We start from the raw sequence: 16,422 nt of genomic DNA on the forward strand, positions 1-16,422 counted from the left end.
TAAATTTCTATTTAGGTTCGGTTCTTATAATCGAATAATGATTTTTTACTTCCACTCAAACCCATCAACATCAAATTCAATTTGTCTTAAACCTTCATTATAGAATTCTACTTCAATAATCATTTGTTTGGTTGTTTTCAGTTTTGAAATGATTGTTTTAGTTGAATTAATGAAAATTATGTCAGAGCTACCATCAGATGCGGCAGAAAACGAAAAGGTTTTTGGAGAATCATTGTCAAACTTAATTCTAATCGAGCCTCCATCGTAACTTGAATTAAATTGTCCTTTTGATACATTAAGATAGATATCAATAGTGCCATCTTTTTTTCTGATAGTAAGTGTAGCTACTGAACCTCCATCATAGGGAAAATTAAATTCTAATTCTTCATTGGCTTGAATGGATGCGTAGTTTACTGTTTTAGAAGTCATTTTATCAACATCTTCTGAAAACTGCCATTTTACTGTTGGCGCTATTGGCGTTTCTACAGTGACAGTGCCAATTGTTTGTTCAGTTTCTTCTTTAATTGTTTGTGTGGTATTAGTTGTTTTATCACCTCCAATATTTGCAATTAAAATTATCGAAATTAAGCTGGTAACAGCAATTTTCCATCCTTTAGCAATTGATGAATTTTTCCATAGAGCGTAAAGTCCGACAGGGAAAAATATTATGCATAAAAAAATAACTAATCCTGTTTTCTCATACCATTTATTATTTGTTGAGTGACTTTCTTGATTAAAGTTACTTGTGTTTTTAGTTTTATTAGGACTACTATTTTTTGCTGTTACTTTTGCAATTTGAGTGTTTTTCAGATTCTCGATTTCTTCTGGAGTTTTGGTAGTTAGGTTTGCTATACAATCGAAGATTTTGACTAAATGTTCATTTGCTTTTGTTACTTCGAATGATTGATCAAAAGTTCCAAGTTTTCTTCTGATTTCTACAGTTATTTCGGTTTTTTCTTCACTTATTTTATTTAAATTAATATCTATAAAAACACCTAAACTTAGAAATTCTGTAGCTTCATAAGTGTATTGATTGAATATCTCATTTGCTTTTGTAAATTTATATTTGTTGTTTTCTAAATTTATGTTGAGAACACTAAATTTAACTCTGTCAATAGGAAAATCAACTTGGGTTGTTTTTTTGGGATTGGGTATTGCGAATACTGCCATGACTATTTAGTTTTAAAGTTTTATCAAACTTAAAACCATTAGAATTATGTATTTTACGGAAAACCGTAAAAGGGTAAAAAAAATTAAAAAATATCAAAATGATAGTGGCATTGGATGTAATTGAAATAGAATTCTTCGCTGTCGCTTGCTTTCATAAAGGCAACAAACTCGTCTATTGGCACATTAAAATAATGGTGAATTACATTGAGTTTGAACTCAATTTCTAAAATTTCTTTTTCCTCATCAAATCCCACTTTTAGGATATTTTTGGCGTTTACTGGATATTTGGTCATGGTTTTATTATTGGCGGTTTTTGTACTTATTGTACAAAGTGTTTTACTAAAGTGAAACGTTATTTCTAAAATAATTTTTCAAACTTAGAACCAAAAAACAGGTATTCTTTACGGAAAACCGTAAAGTGATAAAAAAATAAACTGACCTAAAATTAGAATCGTTTAGGTTGTGGTTATTAGTGAGTTTGGTAACTCACATCTGTTGCGCTTGTGTCGATCAGGTAATTATAAAGAATTTGAGATTATTTATTGTAGTCGTAGTATTTGTTGACGGTAGCTACGCAAGATTCACAAAACCTTAATTGCCAAGTAAGCGAAAGCTCGTGTATGCCTTGAGTATGTCCTAGCTTGGAAGTGCTAATGTCGTAGGAATATCCGAAATTAAAATCGCCAAAATGTATTGAAACATAAGGATTCACGGAGGTTATTAAATGACTGTTTTTACTTTTTCCCTCTGGATTGGTGACTAGGTTGGCTCCGAGAAGTATTTGGTTGAATTTTAACGCACCTCCAATATCCAATCTGTTGAATTGCGATTGTCGCATGTAGTTGGCGGTAATTAGCACTTTGGATTCTTCGGGAAAAATACTAGACGGTGATCCTTCAATTTCGAGTGCATAACCACTGTGGATGCTTAAAAATAAATCTAGCGGCTCATTTCCACCATCTAAATAGGAAATATTAGGTCGGTTAAGGTGTTTAATGCTTGCGCCAAACCAACCAATACCATTATCTACTATAAATCCAGCCGAAATATCGATAAAATTGATGTTGTTTTTTTGTCCTAGAACTCCGGGATCTACTGTTCCTCCATCAATTTCACCTGTATTGCCGTTTATCTGATCTTCAAGAAGTAAGTTTCTAAAATTGTAACTTTTTGTTCCAAAACCCACTTCTAGTGCTGGTCTAATACTCCATTCATAATCCAATTCTACTTTATAGGAATAGGCAGCGTTTACTTGTAGGTAATTGTAATTTGTAAAGGCTTCGCGGTTGTTGAGAATTGTTATTCCTAGTGCGGCATGTTCGCCCACCATTTTGTTTAGAAATCCAAAATCGGTGTCGATGACTCTGTTTCCGTCTGGCCATTGTCGTTTGTGAATAATTCCAGCGCGCCAGTTGTATTGAAACCCAGTAAACCCAGGATTTAGTGTTTCAGGAATTAGAGAAAATTGTGTAAATACAGGATCTTGTGCCTTCACTTGAAAGCTAACGAAACTTAGTAGTACTAATAAAAGGTGTTTTGATTTCATGGGATGGCGTTTATTTTATAAGTACAAAAGTTTGATTTTCGTTGATGATAGTTCCGTAGAATGTTTCAGCGCTGACTTTTACATAGTAATTTCCATTTTCTGAAGGTATGTCTTTTATTTTTCCGTTCCAACCTACTAAAACATCGCCCACTTCCGAATATATTAAGGAACCCCAAGTATCATAAACATCCAAACGAATGTTTTTTAGACTTCTAGTTACTGGTCGTAGAGTGTCATTTAAACCATCATTATTGCTTGGAGTGAAAGCCGTTGGAACTACCAGAACATATCCTTTTTCTACGGTTAATGCCAACTGAGTGGTATAAACACAACCAAAAGGGTACGTTACAGTAAGTGTAACTAAATAGTATTCATTAGGAATTAAATAAGTATGGATTGGGTTTAATTCGTTAGAAAATGTGCCATCACCAAAATCCCATAAAACAGAAATATAGTCGCCCGAAATGGTGCTTTGAAACTCGATGGGGTCTAAAATAGAATACAATCCGTAAGAGGTAGAACCAATGGAAACAGCGGAAAAAGTTGCTGTGCCTAGTTGTGGTAAGTTTACATCAAAGGAGTAAATTGCTGAGCATCCGATGGCGTCTGTTGCTGTAAGTGTTACCAAACCATCTTGAGTTGTGGTCATCAATTCGTTATTTATTCCGCTAGTTGTTCCACTGGACCAATTGAATTGAAATGGCGGAACACCACCTGAAACTTGTGCTTCAAAATTCTGTGTAGCAGATTGTGCAGCGCAGTTGGCTGTTGTAGTAGTATTTACTGCAAGGACAATTGGGCTTGGTCTTGTAATGCTGTATTGTCCTGATGTTGAACAGCCATTTGAGTCGGTTACTATTACTGAATAATTTCCAGCAGGAATATTGGTTAAATCTTCGGTGCTGACTCCATTATTCCAAACGGTGGTAAATGGTGGCGTTCCTCCTGAAACCAATAAATTTATTGCTCCTGTATTGGCATTATTGCAATCTAATGCATTGGTTATATTAGCTGATAAAACTAAAAGTTGTGGTTCCAGAATTGTAAAAGTTCTTGAAATAGTACAAGGTTTAGCGTCGGTTATAACCACCGAATACGTACCTGGACCGAGGTTGTTTCTAATAGTTCCTGCTGGACTTCCGTCACTCCAAACTAAATTCACAGGAGCGATTCCACCCACGAAGTTCAAGGCAATACTTCCGTCATTAGCTCCAAAGCATGAAATATTGTTCACTACTGGATTTACATCAAAAATAGGTGGACTTGGAATGTTTATAGTTAACAACTTTTGACATCCAAGTGCATCAGTAACGGTAATTGTATAATCTCCAGGTGAGAGATTATTTTGATTTAATCCTACGGCGAGATTGCTCCATTGAGTTTGATAAGGAGCTGTTCCGCCCGATAGAGTAACTGCTATTGTAGCATCGTTATCACCATAACATTCTACAGGAGTTGTTATTGCGGTAATTACGATTTCAGTAGATTGTGTTATTGTCACAGCTAAGTTTTTTGTACAACCTAAACTGTCAGTAACAACTACATTATATTGTCCTGCTGAAATTGCAGCAATATCTTCGGTACTTGCGCCGTTTGACCACAAAAAGGTGTAAGGTGCTGTTCCGCCAACGACATCAATATTTATTGCTCCTGTTGCAAAACCAAAGCAATCCACATTGGTTTGAGTTGCAAGATTCACTTGTAACAATGGTGGTTCTGTAATAATAAATGTTGCTATTTTTGGTCCGCAATTGTTAGCGTCTGAAACCGTTACTACGTAGGTTGCAGGACTAAGATTGGAAATATCTTCTGTTGCTGCAAATGGCGTATTGTTTTGTGTCCAAGAATACGAATAGGCTCCAGTTCCGCCCGAAACTGTGATACCGATTGCACCATTTGAAGCACCAAAACAGGAAACATTATTGATAGTATCATTTGAAATTACAATATCGGTTGGTTCCGAAATTGTATAGGAATTTGTAAAAGGACAGTTACCAGCATCGGTAATTGTTAAATTATAATTCCCAGGTTGTAAATTAGTTATGGAAGTGGCTGCTGATGTAAAAGCATTTGGACCAATCCAAGAAATCGTATAAGGAGGAATTCCACCTGTAATGTTGGTCGTGATTGAAGCATTGTTTACTCCAAAACAACTGTTATTAGTAACTATTGTATTTGGATTAATGGCTGGATTTACAGTAACGGTAACTTGAAAACTAGTTCCAATGCAAGTTCCTGATGTTGGCGTTACGGTATAAGTTGCTGTTGCAGGACTTGTTGTGGTGTTAATTAATGTTTGACTGATTGATGTTTGCGGTAACGTTTCGCTAGAAGCTCCAGTAATTGCACCCGCAGGATTGATTGTTGGATTGGTCCACGTATAAGTTGTTCCACTAGGAATCGTATTTCCGTTGCCATTAGCTGGAGTTATCAAAAAGGTTGTCGTGCTGCATATTGTGGAAGTTTCGGCTGCAATGATTGGATTTTGATTAACAGTAACCTCAACTGGACTTGAAATTATAATTGAGCAACCACCAGTTATTGTTGGAAAGGTTACTTCACAATAATAATAGGTTGTTCCTGCTAGAATTGCTGGTGGATTAAATGTTGCATTTGTTGCTCCAACAATTAATGTTCCTCCAGAATTTGAGTTATTTACATTAGAAAACCATTGGTAGGTTGGTGATAATGCGTCGCTATTGGTTACCACTGTTAGTGGTGATGGCGTTTGACCTAAACAAATGGTACTTGAAGTAAGCGCGTTGGTAAAAGCTGGTGCTAAATTAACTACAACCGTTGCAGTAGCACTTGTAGCATTACAACCAGTTCCAGTTGCTTGGTTGATTATGCAGTAGTAATACAGCGTTCCAACATTTGCTGTTGATGGTGTATAGGTATCGTTAGTTGCGCCTGTTATTAAAGTACCAGTAGTAGTATTGTTGGTAGTATTGCTGTACCATTGATAGGAATAATTTGAACCTATTCCACCACTTGCGGTTACTGTCAAATTCGTTGGTGTTGCATTTTGACAAAGGGTTTGCGTTGCGAGTGGTTGCGTGAGTATTGTTGGATCATTTACAACGTCAATTTGGGCAAGTGTACTAGTGATGTTTCCACAACCATTTCCTGTAAAACTTATGATTACATAGTAGTAAAAACTTCCCACGTTTGTAAAAACTGGAGGTGTAAAATTGGGCGAATTTGTTCCGATTGGAGTTCCACCTGAGGTTGAATTAATTGTGTTGCTGTACCATTGGTAGCTTGCGGTTCCAGTTCCGTTTATGAAACTTACTGTTAGTGGATTTGTAATGGAGCCACCAACGCATATTGTTTGAGTCGGTAAAGGTTGCACGTCAATTGTGCTGGATTGGTTTATTGTAATAACCGCTACGTTTGTTGGAACGCTGGAGCAACTTCCGTTTAAATTTGGAAAAGTTATCACACAATAATAGTAAAAGATACCAACATTTGTTGATGATGGAATATAGGTTGGATTGGTTTCGCCAGGAATACTAGTTCCTCCACTATTTGAATTAGAAGTATTTGAAAACCATTGGTAAGTAGGAGTTCCTGAACCATTAGCATAGGTAAACGACAACGTTGTTGGTGTACCGTTTTGGCATATCGTACTTGAACTTGGTTGATTTATAATTGTTGGTGAGGCGTTGATTATTATGGTAGCAGAATCACTTGCAACATTACATCCTGCATTAGGTTGTGTTATATTACAATAATAATAAAAAGTTCCGATAGCAGTTGTTGGCGGAGTGAAACTTGGAGTGTTTGTCCCGACAGGAGTTCCTCCCGAATTTGTTGCTGTTGTGGTAGAAAACCATTGGTAAGAAAAAGTTCCAGTTCCACCACTAGCGGTCACCGTTAAATTTACTGGTGTTGCATTTTGACAAAGCGTTTGCGTTGCAATGGGTTGACTTGTAATTATTGGGTCAGGTACGACATCAATTTGAGCTATTGCACTTGTAGCGTTACCGCAACCATTTCCTGTAAAACTAACGATTACGTAATAATAAAAAGTTCCGACAGTTGAAAAAGCAGGAGGTATGAAAGTTGGGTTTGTAGCACCAGAAATTAAAGTTCCACCAGTTGTAGTACTCGTAGTATTGCTATACCATTGGTAACTTGGAGTACCTGTTCCTCCAGATGTGATTACAGATAGTGGTGTTGTAATTGTTCCACCAACACATATATTTTGGTTTGGAGTTGGTTGTGTGCTAATGGTTATTGAAGGAGCAACATTAATTGTAGCTACTGATGAGGTAATAGTGGAGCAACCACCTGAAGTGAAAGAAACTATACAATAATAATAAAATGTTCCAGATCCATTTGTTGGTGGTGAAAAGCTGGCATTTGTTTCTCCAAAAATTGCAGTTCCTCCTGTAGTTGAATTAGTGGTGTTGGAATACCATTGATAAGTTGGTGTAACTGCCGAACTACTCAAAGTTACTACAAGCGGAGTTACAGTTCCTCCAACGCAAATTGAATTTGAAACTGGTAATGGCGTTATGGTTGGTGAAGGATTTACCGTTATTACATAATTTATTGGAGTGCCTGTGCAACTACCGATTGATGGTGTAATTACGTAGGTAACAGTTCCAGTTGAGGTGTTTGTTGTGGTTATTGTTTGAACCGGAATTGTATTAGTTCCAAATGGTATAAATCCAGTAATTCCAGGGGTTGCTGTTGCAGTCCAAGAAAAGGTCGTGGTTGATGGGTTAGCTGTTAAATTTACAAGTGTTGTTGCTGTGCCAGAACATATAGTTTGACTTAGATTGGTGTTAGTTATTACTGGAGATTGGTTGACTATAAATGTTTGCGTAGCAGTATTTGATGCTCCACATTCGTTTGTTACTATTAATGAGACCGTATAATTTCCATCTACTGCATAATTTATTGTTCCAGGATTTGCAGAAGTTGAAGTTGACGGATTACCACCCGGAAAACTCCATGCATAGCTTAACGAACTAGTTGGTTGAACACAAGCTGGCACATTTGCAACTGGATTTATATTTGCAGTACCACAGAAGTTGCTAATAGCAGCAATTGATATTGTTTGGGGTTTTTTTACAATTACTGTTTGAGTTGCCGTTGCGCTTCCGCACGAATTTGTAGCGGTTAAGGTTATTGTATAGGTTCCTGCTTCTATAAAGTTGAACGTAGCATTGGTTGCGGTTTGGTTTGGAATTGGAGTTATACTTGAACCACAATTAGTTGCTGCATAACTTACGCTCCACGTATAAACCGTTGGAGTACATTGATTAATAGGTGAAGTAGTGTTGTTTGTGGTAACAGTTAATGGCGAACAACCACTGTTATTGTTTACTGTGAATGATGGTGTTAATGGGGGCTCAATGCAGATGGTTTTGGTAATTGTGTCTATGGCACACCTGTTTCCGATTTTCATCGTGATAGTGTAAGTACCAGCTACAGAAAAAATTGGGCAAATTGCATTTGTTCCACTTGACCATGTATTGGTATTGGTTGAACCAAAATCATTACCTAATGTTCCGCTTGCTAAAACATATCCTGTGTTTGGAGAAATTGACCAAATAATTTTAGGAGTAGAGCAACTCGTTGATGTGGCAGAATCACCACCGGTTGAACTATTGGTAAAACAAACTTGAGTGTTTGTGCATCTTATTGTCTGTGGGACTGTAAAATCAGCAATTGGCGGTGTTGAAATTCTAATTGGTACTACTGAAGCAGATGATTGATCACAAGGATTAACTGCGACGATACTTGCATAAAAAGAGTTTTGATATGTGGTGTTTGCTATACTGCTCGACGTACCACATGAAGTAGTTAAAAAAGTATGTGTTACAGATGGCGGTGGAGGATGACTGAAATTTACTGGAGCAGAGCCGTCATTAAAAGTTACAATATATGTGGTACCAGGTGGATTATTGTCGGTTCCTGTTATCGGGAAGGTTAAATCTGAAGTAATACAAATATCCGTATTTCCTGGGTTACCCAAGCCAACAGCAGGATTGTTACCCACGAATACTTTGTATATTTTCGTTACATTACATCCGTTTTGTGCAGTAATGGTATAAGTTAGCGTCCATAATCCAACTGCATAGTTATGACTTGTTGTTGTCCAATTCGTAGCTGTGAAATTTGGACTACTATCGCCCCAACTTATAGTATAGGTTGTATTTGTAGCAAGTGTCAAAGAGGTGTTAAAAAAATCAATTAATGTTGCTTGATTACTACATATTTTAAATACTGGAAATCCATTAAAAAAATCTGAAGTTGCGGTTGAGTTTAAGTCGGCATTCGCCTGAGTATTAATCGTGATAATTGCATTTCCTACTTGAGCAGTTTCCACAGTTGGCATTACAGCATCGTGTACACTTACCAAAGCATAGTTGAAACTTCCAGCATTTGCTGTGTTCACCGCAACTGTTACTGCATTATTCATTCCTACTGTCGAAATTGGCGGTTGGGCAACACCATTAATTGTATAGGTAAATGTATAAGGCGCCGTTCCACCACTTCCTGTAAATGTGATTAAAGGACTTGTTGCATTTTGACACACGGTAGTTGTTCCTGAAATGGCCGCGTTTGGAGGTAGAACATTGGTGCTAAAGCAATTAAGGCTGCATATAGCCATTGCTATTATTAGGTATAGTTTTTTCATTTTGGTTAATTTGGGGTAAGTAAAATTATATAAAATTTGTTAAATTCCACTATTTCAGGTAGATAAATAAATATTCCTGCCTTTAAGCGATACCCAAATCCTTTGCAATAGCAATAAGATGAACTGTGTTATTAGCTTTAAAATAGTCTTTTAGTTTGCCTAATCTTTTTTCGATGGCACTTTTACTGTTGGGTGTGATTCCTAGCTCTTTGAATTTGGTTTCTATTTGATCTTGGGCTACGCCAATCGAGAGTTGCTTGATGAGTTGCACATCGAAATTGTCTATTTCATGTATTACTTTGTCTTGTAGCAAGTGCGCGAAATCGGGAGAAATGTAGCTTTTGTCGTCTTTAAGTATTGTTTTTATTGCCGTTTTTAATTCGGTGATGCTTTTTCTGCCTTTGTGAACATAAGCATTGACGTTGAGGTTATGGAACAATGCTTTTACACGAAAATTCTTGTCCTCGATAGAATAGACGATTACTTTAATGTCGGGTTGTATTTGTTTTACTTTTTCTATTAAATCTTCTCCAGAAGTCAGTGTTACTTTACGATGATCTGTCTTGAAAGACAAATCACTAATTAGTAATTCGTAAGGTTCGTTGTCTTGAAGCGCCTTTTTTATTTTTAATAAGGCATCATCGCAGTATTTTGCGTGGTGTATTTCGGTTACGGCTAAAGTAGTTAAGGTTTGATTTACAGCAATATTAATGCTGTCAAAATCTTCGGCGACAAGAACTTTTTTAAACATAGCTTTTCTTTTTATTCGGGTACAATGATTTGTGCTTTGAATCCTTTTCCTGATTCTGTTTCAAAAGTAAGCGTTCCTTTAATGGCTAAAATACGGTTTTCCGCATTTTGGAGTCCATTTTTAAATTTTAACATTTCGGAGGTTCCAATTCCGTTATCCGAATAGTTGATTATGATTTCTTTTTTAGTGTTTTCAAACCTTATCACCACTACAGAACATTGACTGTGCTTTTTCATATTGACTAGTAATTCTTGTAGCGTTCTATAGACTGCAATTTTAACTTCTTTTTTTACGGAGAGCCAATTTATGGTGTTTTGATTTTGAATTAACACATTTACATCATTAGAAATGTAACTTGCAATCATACTTTGTAAATTATCTTGAAAATTACTTCCTGTATCAATATCACTGTTTTCTTTGGCAATGTTTCTGGTTCGAGTGTAAATGGCGTCTAGATTTTCTAGAAGTTGTTCTTTTTTAGCACTGTCTTGGAGGTCTTGTGTTTCTGCATAAGTTAGCGCATTAAAAACGTCATTGGCTAGTTCGTCATGAAGTCTTTTGGATATTCTGGTTTCGGTTTCGTAAGAGATAGTTTTTAGTTTTCTTCTGTTTCTTGAGCGAATTGTGAAGAAAATCAATAAGAATATAGTAGAGGCAAAAAAGAATAGGATTATATAGAGTTGTTTTTGTGTTTTTTGTTTCTCGCTTTCTTTCTGAGCAATGGAAAAGTCGTATTTGATTTTAGCAAATTGGGTTTTGGATGCTTGTCTTACTTTATTGATGCTATCAGAAATACCCATTTGCTTTAAGGCAAGTTTTTTTACATCATTAGAATTACCTGATGCAATTTGAAATTTTATGGCTTCAATCCGATCATCTGGAGTATTGATTGCCGTTGCAGAATTATAAGCTTTTTGTGCAAAATCTTGAGCTAGAGTAGGATTAGAATTGAGATAATATTCCGAAAGATGCATGTAGGATGCAATTAATTCGTAATTATCTTTGATGCTATCTCTTATTTGTAGAGATTCAGTAAGATGGTTGATTGCTTTAGGGTTGTTTAATTTGAAATAGGCGTAACCGAGATTGTCGAGAACTTTTGCGTAAGTAGGCTTATCTTTCAGAACAAACTTTTCTTGTAGAACTTCTGATAATTTAATTATTGCTTTTTTGAACTCTTTGTTTTCTATAAATACTACACCAATATTATTTTTTATAATTGATTTGTATTGATTGTCAGAAGTTGCAGTATAAGCCATTTGATAGTTTTTCAAGGCATCTGTAAAGTTAGCTTGTTCTTCATAAGCAATACCTAACATATTGTAAAGATTTGGATTGTAAACTGTAGAAGTAGATACTTTAAATGCTTCGATTACTGTTGCTTCACTTCCTGAGAAATCGCATTTAGCCTGCTCAATTGTTGCCATTCTAAATAAGCAGAAGATAGTTTGTTCGTTAGTTAAATTATCATTTATTGATTTTGCTTTGTTGTAGTACAAATAAGCACTATCATATTTTTCGGCTTCAAATAACTCCTCCGCTAAATTGTAGTATAAAGTAAATTCACTGCTTGATGATTTCTTTATTTCTTTATTATTTTTTTTACATGAAGAAAATATTGAAATTATCAGTAATGAAAAAATCAGGGAAATCAACTTTTTTTGTATCATTCCCCGAAATTATAGAAAAATAGTTATAATAAAAAACTATTGATAAAAACTTATGGTCTTGGGTTTGGAGGAGGAGGAGGTAATTGACCATTTTGTCCACCAGTATCACTTGGCAAAGTGTCACCTTCTTTTAATGAGAACGATTCGTCATTTCGAATTTCGTGAATTCCTTGAGATGGTGCGATTGCATCTGAATCATTTGTGCAGGATACTGCAAAAGTTGCTGTTGCCAATAAGGCAATAAATAATATTTTTTTCATTTTAATGAATTTTTAAAATTTGACATAGGTTTGGCTGTTCGAATGATTTTCGAAAGCATTTTGTAACAGATAATTCTGTTGGTTTTTGAGTACTCGGAATTTTTTTGGGAAGTGAAGTGCGCGACTACAGAACCTTTTGGTTATACTTCCCTGAATAAAAAATCAGTTCTGTAGGGCGTCACTTTTTTAGAATCAGTTTTGTACATTTGTTCCTATCGCGAAATAGATCAAGAACTAATTCTGAGGCAAAGGAATGACGTTTTTGTAGTAGTGTTTATAGGGAATTCCTATATTTCCGATAATTCCGAAGATTTCTTAAAAATTCATAAAACCCCTTTCCCTTATGAAGAAAATTACTTTTAAAGATTACAAGAAGGCTATTAAAAAACAGTATGAGATTGTAAAAAAAGATGATGTTTCTGGAATTTTAGCTAATCCTTCACCAGCACAAATGAGAAACTTGAGCTTGATTATTTTGGATAAAGGGATTAGTAGAAAAGATGAAGAATTGTTTCGATTATTTTTTGGAACTAAAGAGAATGAGTCCTTAAAAAAATCCATTGAAAATTGTAATGTTGATAAATTTAGACCCGTAATTTCGTTCCTTAAAGACGAGACTGATAGCGAAAATAGTATCAGAATAGAAATGTCTGCTTTATTGATTGATTTTAAGCCTCGACCTTATTCCGTGTTTTCCATTATGGAAGATTTAGAATTGGTGGCAACTTCTTCTGGAAATCAACTGATGTCAAATGTAGTTACAGAGCTTGATGTTAGTGAAAGTTCTTCTGATTTAACTAAAAGTGACGTGATAAAATCTAATAATAGCATTCCAAAAAAGAAAATTGCTATTGGATTGTTTAGTTTGGTTGGTGCTTTTTCTATAGCTTATACCAGTAAAGACATGATTTTTCCGAATAAAGAATGTATGGAATGGAAAGAAGATCATTATGAAATGGTTGATTGTATAAGTGATAAGATAGAATTGGTAAAGATTCAAGAACCTAAACCTTATGACGAAATTGAGTTTGGGAGAAAAAAAATTGAGGTTTGCGATACTACTACTTTCTTTATCGGCGATAAACCTATTGTTTGGTATAGTAAGAAAAATAATATGGTTGAATTTTTTAATATGGATGGCTTCAATCCTGAAAATGACGATGAATTAAAACAGATTACGCAATATATGATTGATAGATATGTGATGGCTTGTGATTAGGGTATATGAAGCTATTTTTATTTTTTGAATTTTAAGAATATAAGTTGATCTTTTATACAAACTTTCAAAAAATAACAATATTCACAACATCTGTATTAATTATTTTATTCATTTATACATGTTTTTTTAGTCAATTAAAAATTAATGAGTTTCGTTTAAAATGTATGTTGTCATAATTTTAGTTAATTAAATTACAAAATAATTGTAGTACTAGTAAGCTCTCAAATAAGATTAGCATTAAGGTTGAAGTGATAAATCGTATTTCTTTTTTTATACTATTAAATTAAAAGCGACAAATAAAAAAAGTATTTCACGATTGGTACTTTTTTTTACGTAACTTTGTTAACCAAATGGTTAAACTATATGATTAAATAATATGAATAAAGTGAAAGCAGAAAATACAGAAACAGAAATTTTAATTGCAGCCAAGGAGATTTTTCAACAAAAAGGGATGGCAGGTGCAAGAATGCAAGAAATAGCAGATAAAGCTAAAATAAACAAAGCATTGTTGCATTATTATTACAGAAGTAAACAACTTTTATTTGAAGCAGTTTTCAAAAGCGCCTTTTCGTTATTAGCGCCTCAATTAAATAAGGTATTAAATGATGATACTGATTTATTTGAAAAAATACGTAAATTCACGGAAAGCTATATCTCATTTGTCATTAAGCATCCATACTTGCCAAATTTTGTAATTCAAGAATTAAATAAAAATCCTGAATTTGTTTTAAAACTTCAATCAGAAAAACATTTTCCATCCATTGAAAAATTTAGACTCCAAGTGAGTGATGCTATAAAACAAGGGATTATTAGACCAATTGAACCAGAACAGTTATTTATCAATATAATCTCCTTGAATATTTTTCCATTTATCGGACAGCCTCTTTTAATGGCTCTTGTCAATGTTGATAAAGATAGCTATGGTAAAATAATAGAAAACAGAAAAACAGAAGTGGCTGACTTTATCATTAATTCGATAAAAATCAAAACAAATGAAAACTAAGTTACTCTTACTTTTAGTATTGATTTCATCAATAAGCACTAATGCACAGCAAACTTTGACCCTGGAAGATTGCTACACATTAGCCGCTAAAAATTATCCTATATCAAAACAAACCGAATTAATACAGCAAAAATCAAGCTATGAAAATGAAATATTAAACAAAGGAAAGCTGCCAAAAATCGATATCAACGCACAAGCAACGTATCAATCTGATGTAATAGGATTTCCTTCAACATTGCCCGGCGTTCAACCATTAAACAAAGATCAATATAGAGCAACTTTAGATGTAAATCAATTACTCTACAATGGCGGAACAATTGATGCAACTGCTAAATTAAAAGAAGCACAGAGCAAAACGCAACAACAACAAATCAATATTAATTTGTATCAATTAAAAAGTCGGATCAATCACTATTTTTTTTCGATTTTGTTACTTCAGGAAAAGGAAGCTTTATTGAAATCGAAGAAAGATTTGCTTACCTCAAAAATTAAAGAAGTGCAGTCTGGCGTGAAATTTGGCGCTATTCTTCCATCATCCGAACAATTGTTAGAAGCAGAAATCATTAAAATTAATCAACAATTAGTTGAAATTAGTTTTGAGAACATCAAATTACTAAACAACCTATCTAAATTAACATTTACAAAAATTGATGCCGAAACAACTTTAATTCAACCTCTCACATTCTCAAAGAATACAACGGTTACACGACCTGAAATCGCTTTTTATGACTTACAAAATGAACAACTAGAGTTTTCGAAAAGTGTCATCTCTACATCCAATCTTCCAAAAATAAATGCCTTTGCCCAAGCAGGTTATGGGAATCCTGGGTTAAATATGTTAGACAATTCTTTTCAACCCTTTTATGTTGTTGGCTTAAAAGCAAACTGGAATGTTTTTGATTGGGGTAAAACCAAAACAGACAAAAAAGTAGTTGATATTTCTAAAGATATTGTGACCTCCGAGAAAGAAACATTTGAATTGAATATTAAAATGCAATTAGAAGAGCAAGATTTTGAAATTAAAAAACTAGAACAACTGTTGTTTTCTGATGCTGAAATAATTCAAATCCGTGAAAAAGTTATTAAATCTTCGGATGCACAATTGAAAAATGGTGTAATCACATCATCTGAATACCTTGTTGAATTAACCCATTTATTTGAAGCAAAAAACAGTTTGAAAGCACATGAAGTTCAATTAGCCGCAGCTAAATCAAATTACGAAACAATCCAAGGAAAATAAAATTTATATCAGAAAAAATGAAAAAAATAAGTATCCTAATTTTAGCATCAATAGCATTAATTTCATGTAACAAAAATAACGACAAAGCAAATGGTTACGGAAATTTTGAAGCAACAGAAATAACGGTTTCATCAGAAGCAAACGGAAAAATTGATTTCCTAAAAGTAGAAGAAGGTGATGAACTAAAATCGGACTCACAAGTTGGATTGGTTGATACGTTACAATTACATTTTGCAAAACAACAATTAATTGCATCTAAAAGTACCATTTCCTCCAAATCAGCAAATGTAATTTCACAAAAAAGTGTACTGCAAGAACAATTAAAAACTGCCCATTTAGAGAAAAGTAGAATCCACAATATGTATGTTGAAAATGCTGCAACCAAACGCCAAGTAGATGAAATTGAAGGAAAAGTAAAAGTTATTGAAGCGCAAATAAAAAGCGTTGGAACTCAAAATACCCCGATTTTGAATGACTTAAAATCGATTGATGTTCAAATTGCTAAAATCAATGATCAAATTGCCAAAAGCAAAATTGTGAATCCAATAAATGGAACTGTTTTGACCAAATACGCCGAACCGGGCGAAATAACCGCATTTGGAAAACCACTGTACAAAATTGCCGACATTTCAGAAATGACGTTGCGAATCTATGTTAGCGAAAAGCATTTGTCAACCATAAAAGTAGGACAAAATGTGACGGTTAAAATTGATGCGGAAAAAGACATGAAATCGTATCAAGGAACTATATCATGGATTGCTTCTGCAGCAGAGTTTACTCCCAAAATAATTCAAACCAAAGAAGAACGTGTAAATCTGGTTTATGCAGTAAAAGTGAAAGTAAAAAACGATGGCAGTCTAAAAATCGGAATGCCTGCTGAAATGTGGGTACAATAACAAATTTAAAAA

The 16,422-nt window shown here is 34.4% G+C and carries 11 protein-coding genes; 4 read left to right on the top strand and 7 right to left on the bottom strand.

From position 1 onward, the window contains the following. Window positions 1–45 precede the first annotated feature (45 nt). The 7 genes from LG45_RS16565 to LG45_RS04845 form a co-directional block, all read right to left on the bottom strand. Window positions 46–1,170 (bottom strand): hypothetical protein, encoded by a 1,125-nt coding sequence (locus LG45_RS16565; RefSeq protein WP_052087489.1) that lies wholly within the window; start codon window positions 1,168–1,170, stop codon window positions 46–48. An 83-nt stretch (window positions 1,171–1,253) separates the two neighbouring features. After that, entirely contained in the window at window positions 1,254–1,463 is a 210-nt protein-coding gene (locus LG45_RS04820) for a KTSC domain-containing protein (RefSeq protein WP_035124921.1), read from the bottom strand. Between the two features lie 242 nt (window positions 1,464–1,705). After that, window positions 1,706–2,716 carry a PorP/SprF family type IX secretion system membrane protein gene (locus LG45_RS04825; protein WP_052087490.1) on the bottom strand — a complete coding sequence of 337 codons (1,011 nt, stop codon included), beginning with the start codon at window positions 2,714–2,716 and terminating at the stop codon, window positions 1,706–1,708. 10 nt (window positions 2,717–2,726) lie between these two features. Beyond that, window positions 2,727–9,371 carry a PKD domain-containing protein gene (locus LG45_RS04830; RefSeq protein WP_035124922.1) on the bottom strand — a complete coding sequence of 2,215 codons (6,645 nt, stop codon included), beginning with the start codon at window positions 9,369–9,371 and terminating at the stop codon, window positions 2,727–2,729. A gap of 82 nt (window positions 9,372–9,453) precedes the next feature. After that, the gene (locus tag LG45_RS04835; protein WP_035124925.1) at window positions 9,454–10,122 is read right to left on the bottom strand and encodes a response regulator transcription factor; all 669 of its coding nucleotides are present in this window, start codon (window positions 10,120–10,122) and stop codon (window positions 9,454–9,456) included. An 11-nt stretch (window positions 10,123–10,133) separates the two neighbouring features. Then, the gene (locus LG45_RS04840; RefSeq protein ID WP_035124927.1) at window positions 10,134–11,792 is read right to left on the bottom strand and encodes a tetratricopeptide repeat-containing sensor histidine kinase; all 1,659 of its coding nucleotides are present in this window, start codon (window positions 11,790–11,792) and stop codon (window positions 10,134–10,136) included. Between the two features lie 50 nt (window positions 11,793–11,842). After that, window positions 11,843–12,052 (bottom strand): hypothetical protein, encoded by a 210-nt coding sequence (locus LG45_RS04845; RefSeq protein WP_035124929.1) that lies wholly within the window; start codon window positions 12,050–12,052, stop codon window positions 11,843–11,845. 343 nt (window positions 12,053–12,395) lie between these two features. Here LG45_RS04845 and LG45_RS04850 point away from each other — a divergent pair, with 343 nt between their 5' ends. The 4 genes from LG45_RS04850 to LG45_RS04865 all read left to right on the top strand — a co-directional run bounded on the left by LG45_RS04850 (window position 12,396) and on the right by LG45_RS04865 (window position 16,410). Next, the gene (locus tag LG45_RS04850; protein WP_035124931.1) at window positions 12,396–13,271 is read left to right on the top strand and encodes a hypothetical protein; all 876 of its coding nucleotides are present in this window, start codon (window positions 12,396–12,398) and stop codon (window positions 13,269–13,271) included. Window positions 13,272–13,647: 376 nt separating this feature from the next. After that, window positions 13,648–14,274 carry a TetR/AcrR family transcriptional regulator gene (locus LG45_RS04855; RefSeq protein ID WP_035124932.1) on the top strand — a complete coding sequence of 209 codons (627 nt, stop codon included), beginning with the start codon at window positions 13,648–13,650 and terminating at the stop codon, window positions 14,272–14,274. After that, window positions 14,264–15,514, top strand: coding sequence for a TolC family protein (locus tag LG45_RS04860; RefSeq protein ID WP_035124934.1), 1,251 nt, complete (start codon window positions 14,264–14,266; stop codon window positions 15,512–15,514). The genes LG45_RS04855 and LG45_RS04860 overlap by 11 nt, the downstream gene beginning before the upstream one ends. Window positions 15,515–15,531: 17 nt before the next feature. Next, window positions 15,532–16,410, top strand: coding sequence for an HlyD family secretion protein (locus tag LG45_RS04865; RefSeq protein WP_035124936.1), 879 nt, complete (start codon window positions 15,532–15,534; stop codon window positions 16,408–16,410). Window positions 16,411–16,422: the final 12 nt, after the last annotated feature.

It is taken from the genome of Flavobacterium aquatile LMG 4008 = ATCC 11947, assembly GCF_000757385.1.
In the GTDB taxonomy this organism is placed as follows: domain Bacteria; phylum Bacteroidota; class Bacteroidia; order Flavobacteriales; family Flavobacteriaceae; genus Flavobacterium; species Flavobacterium aquatile.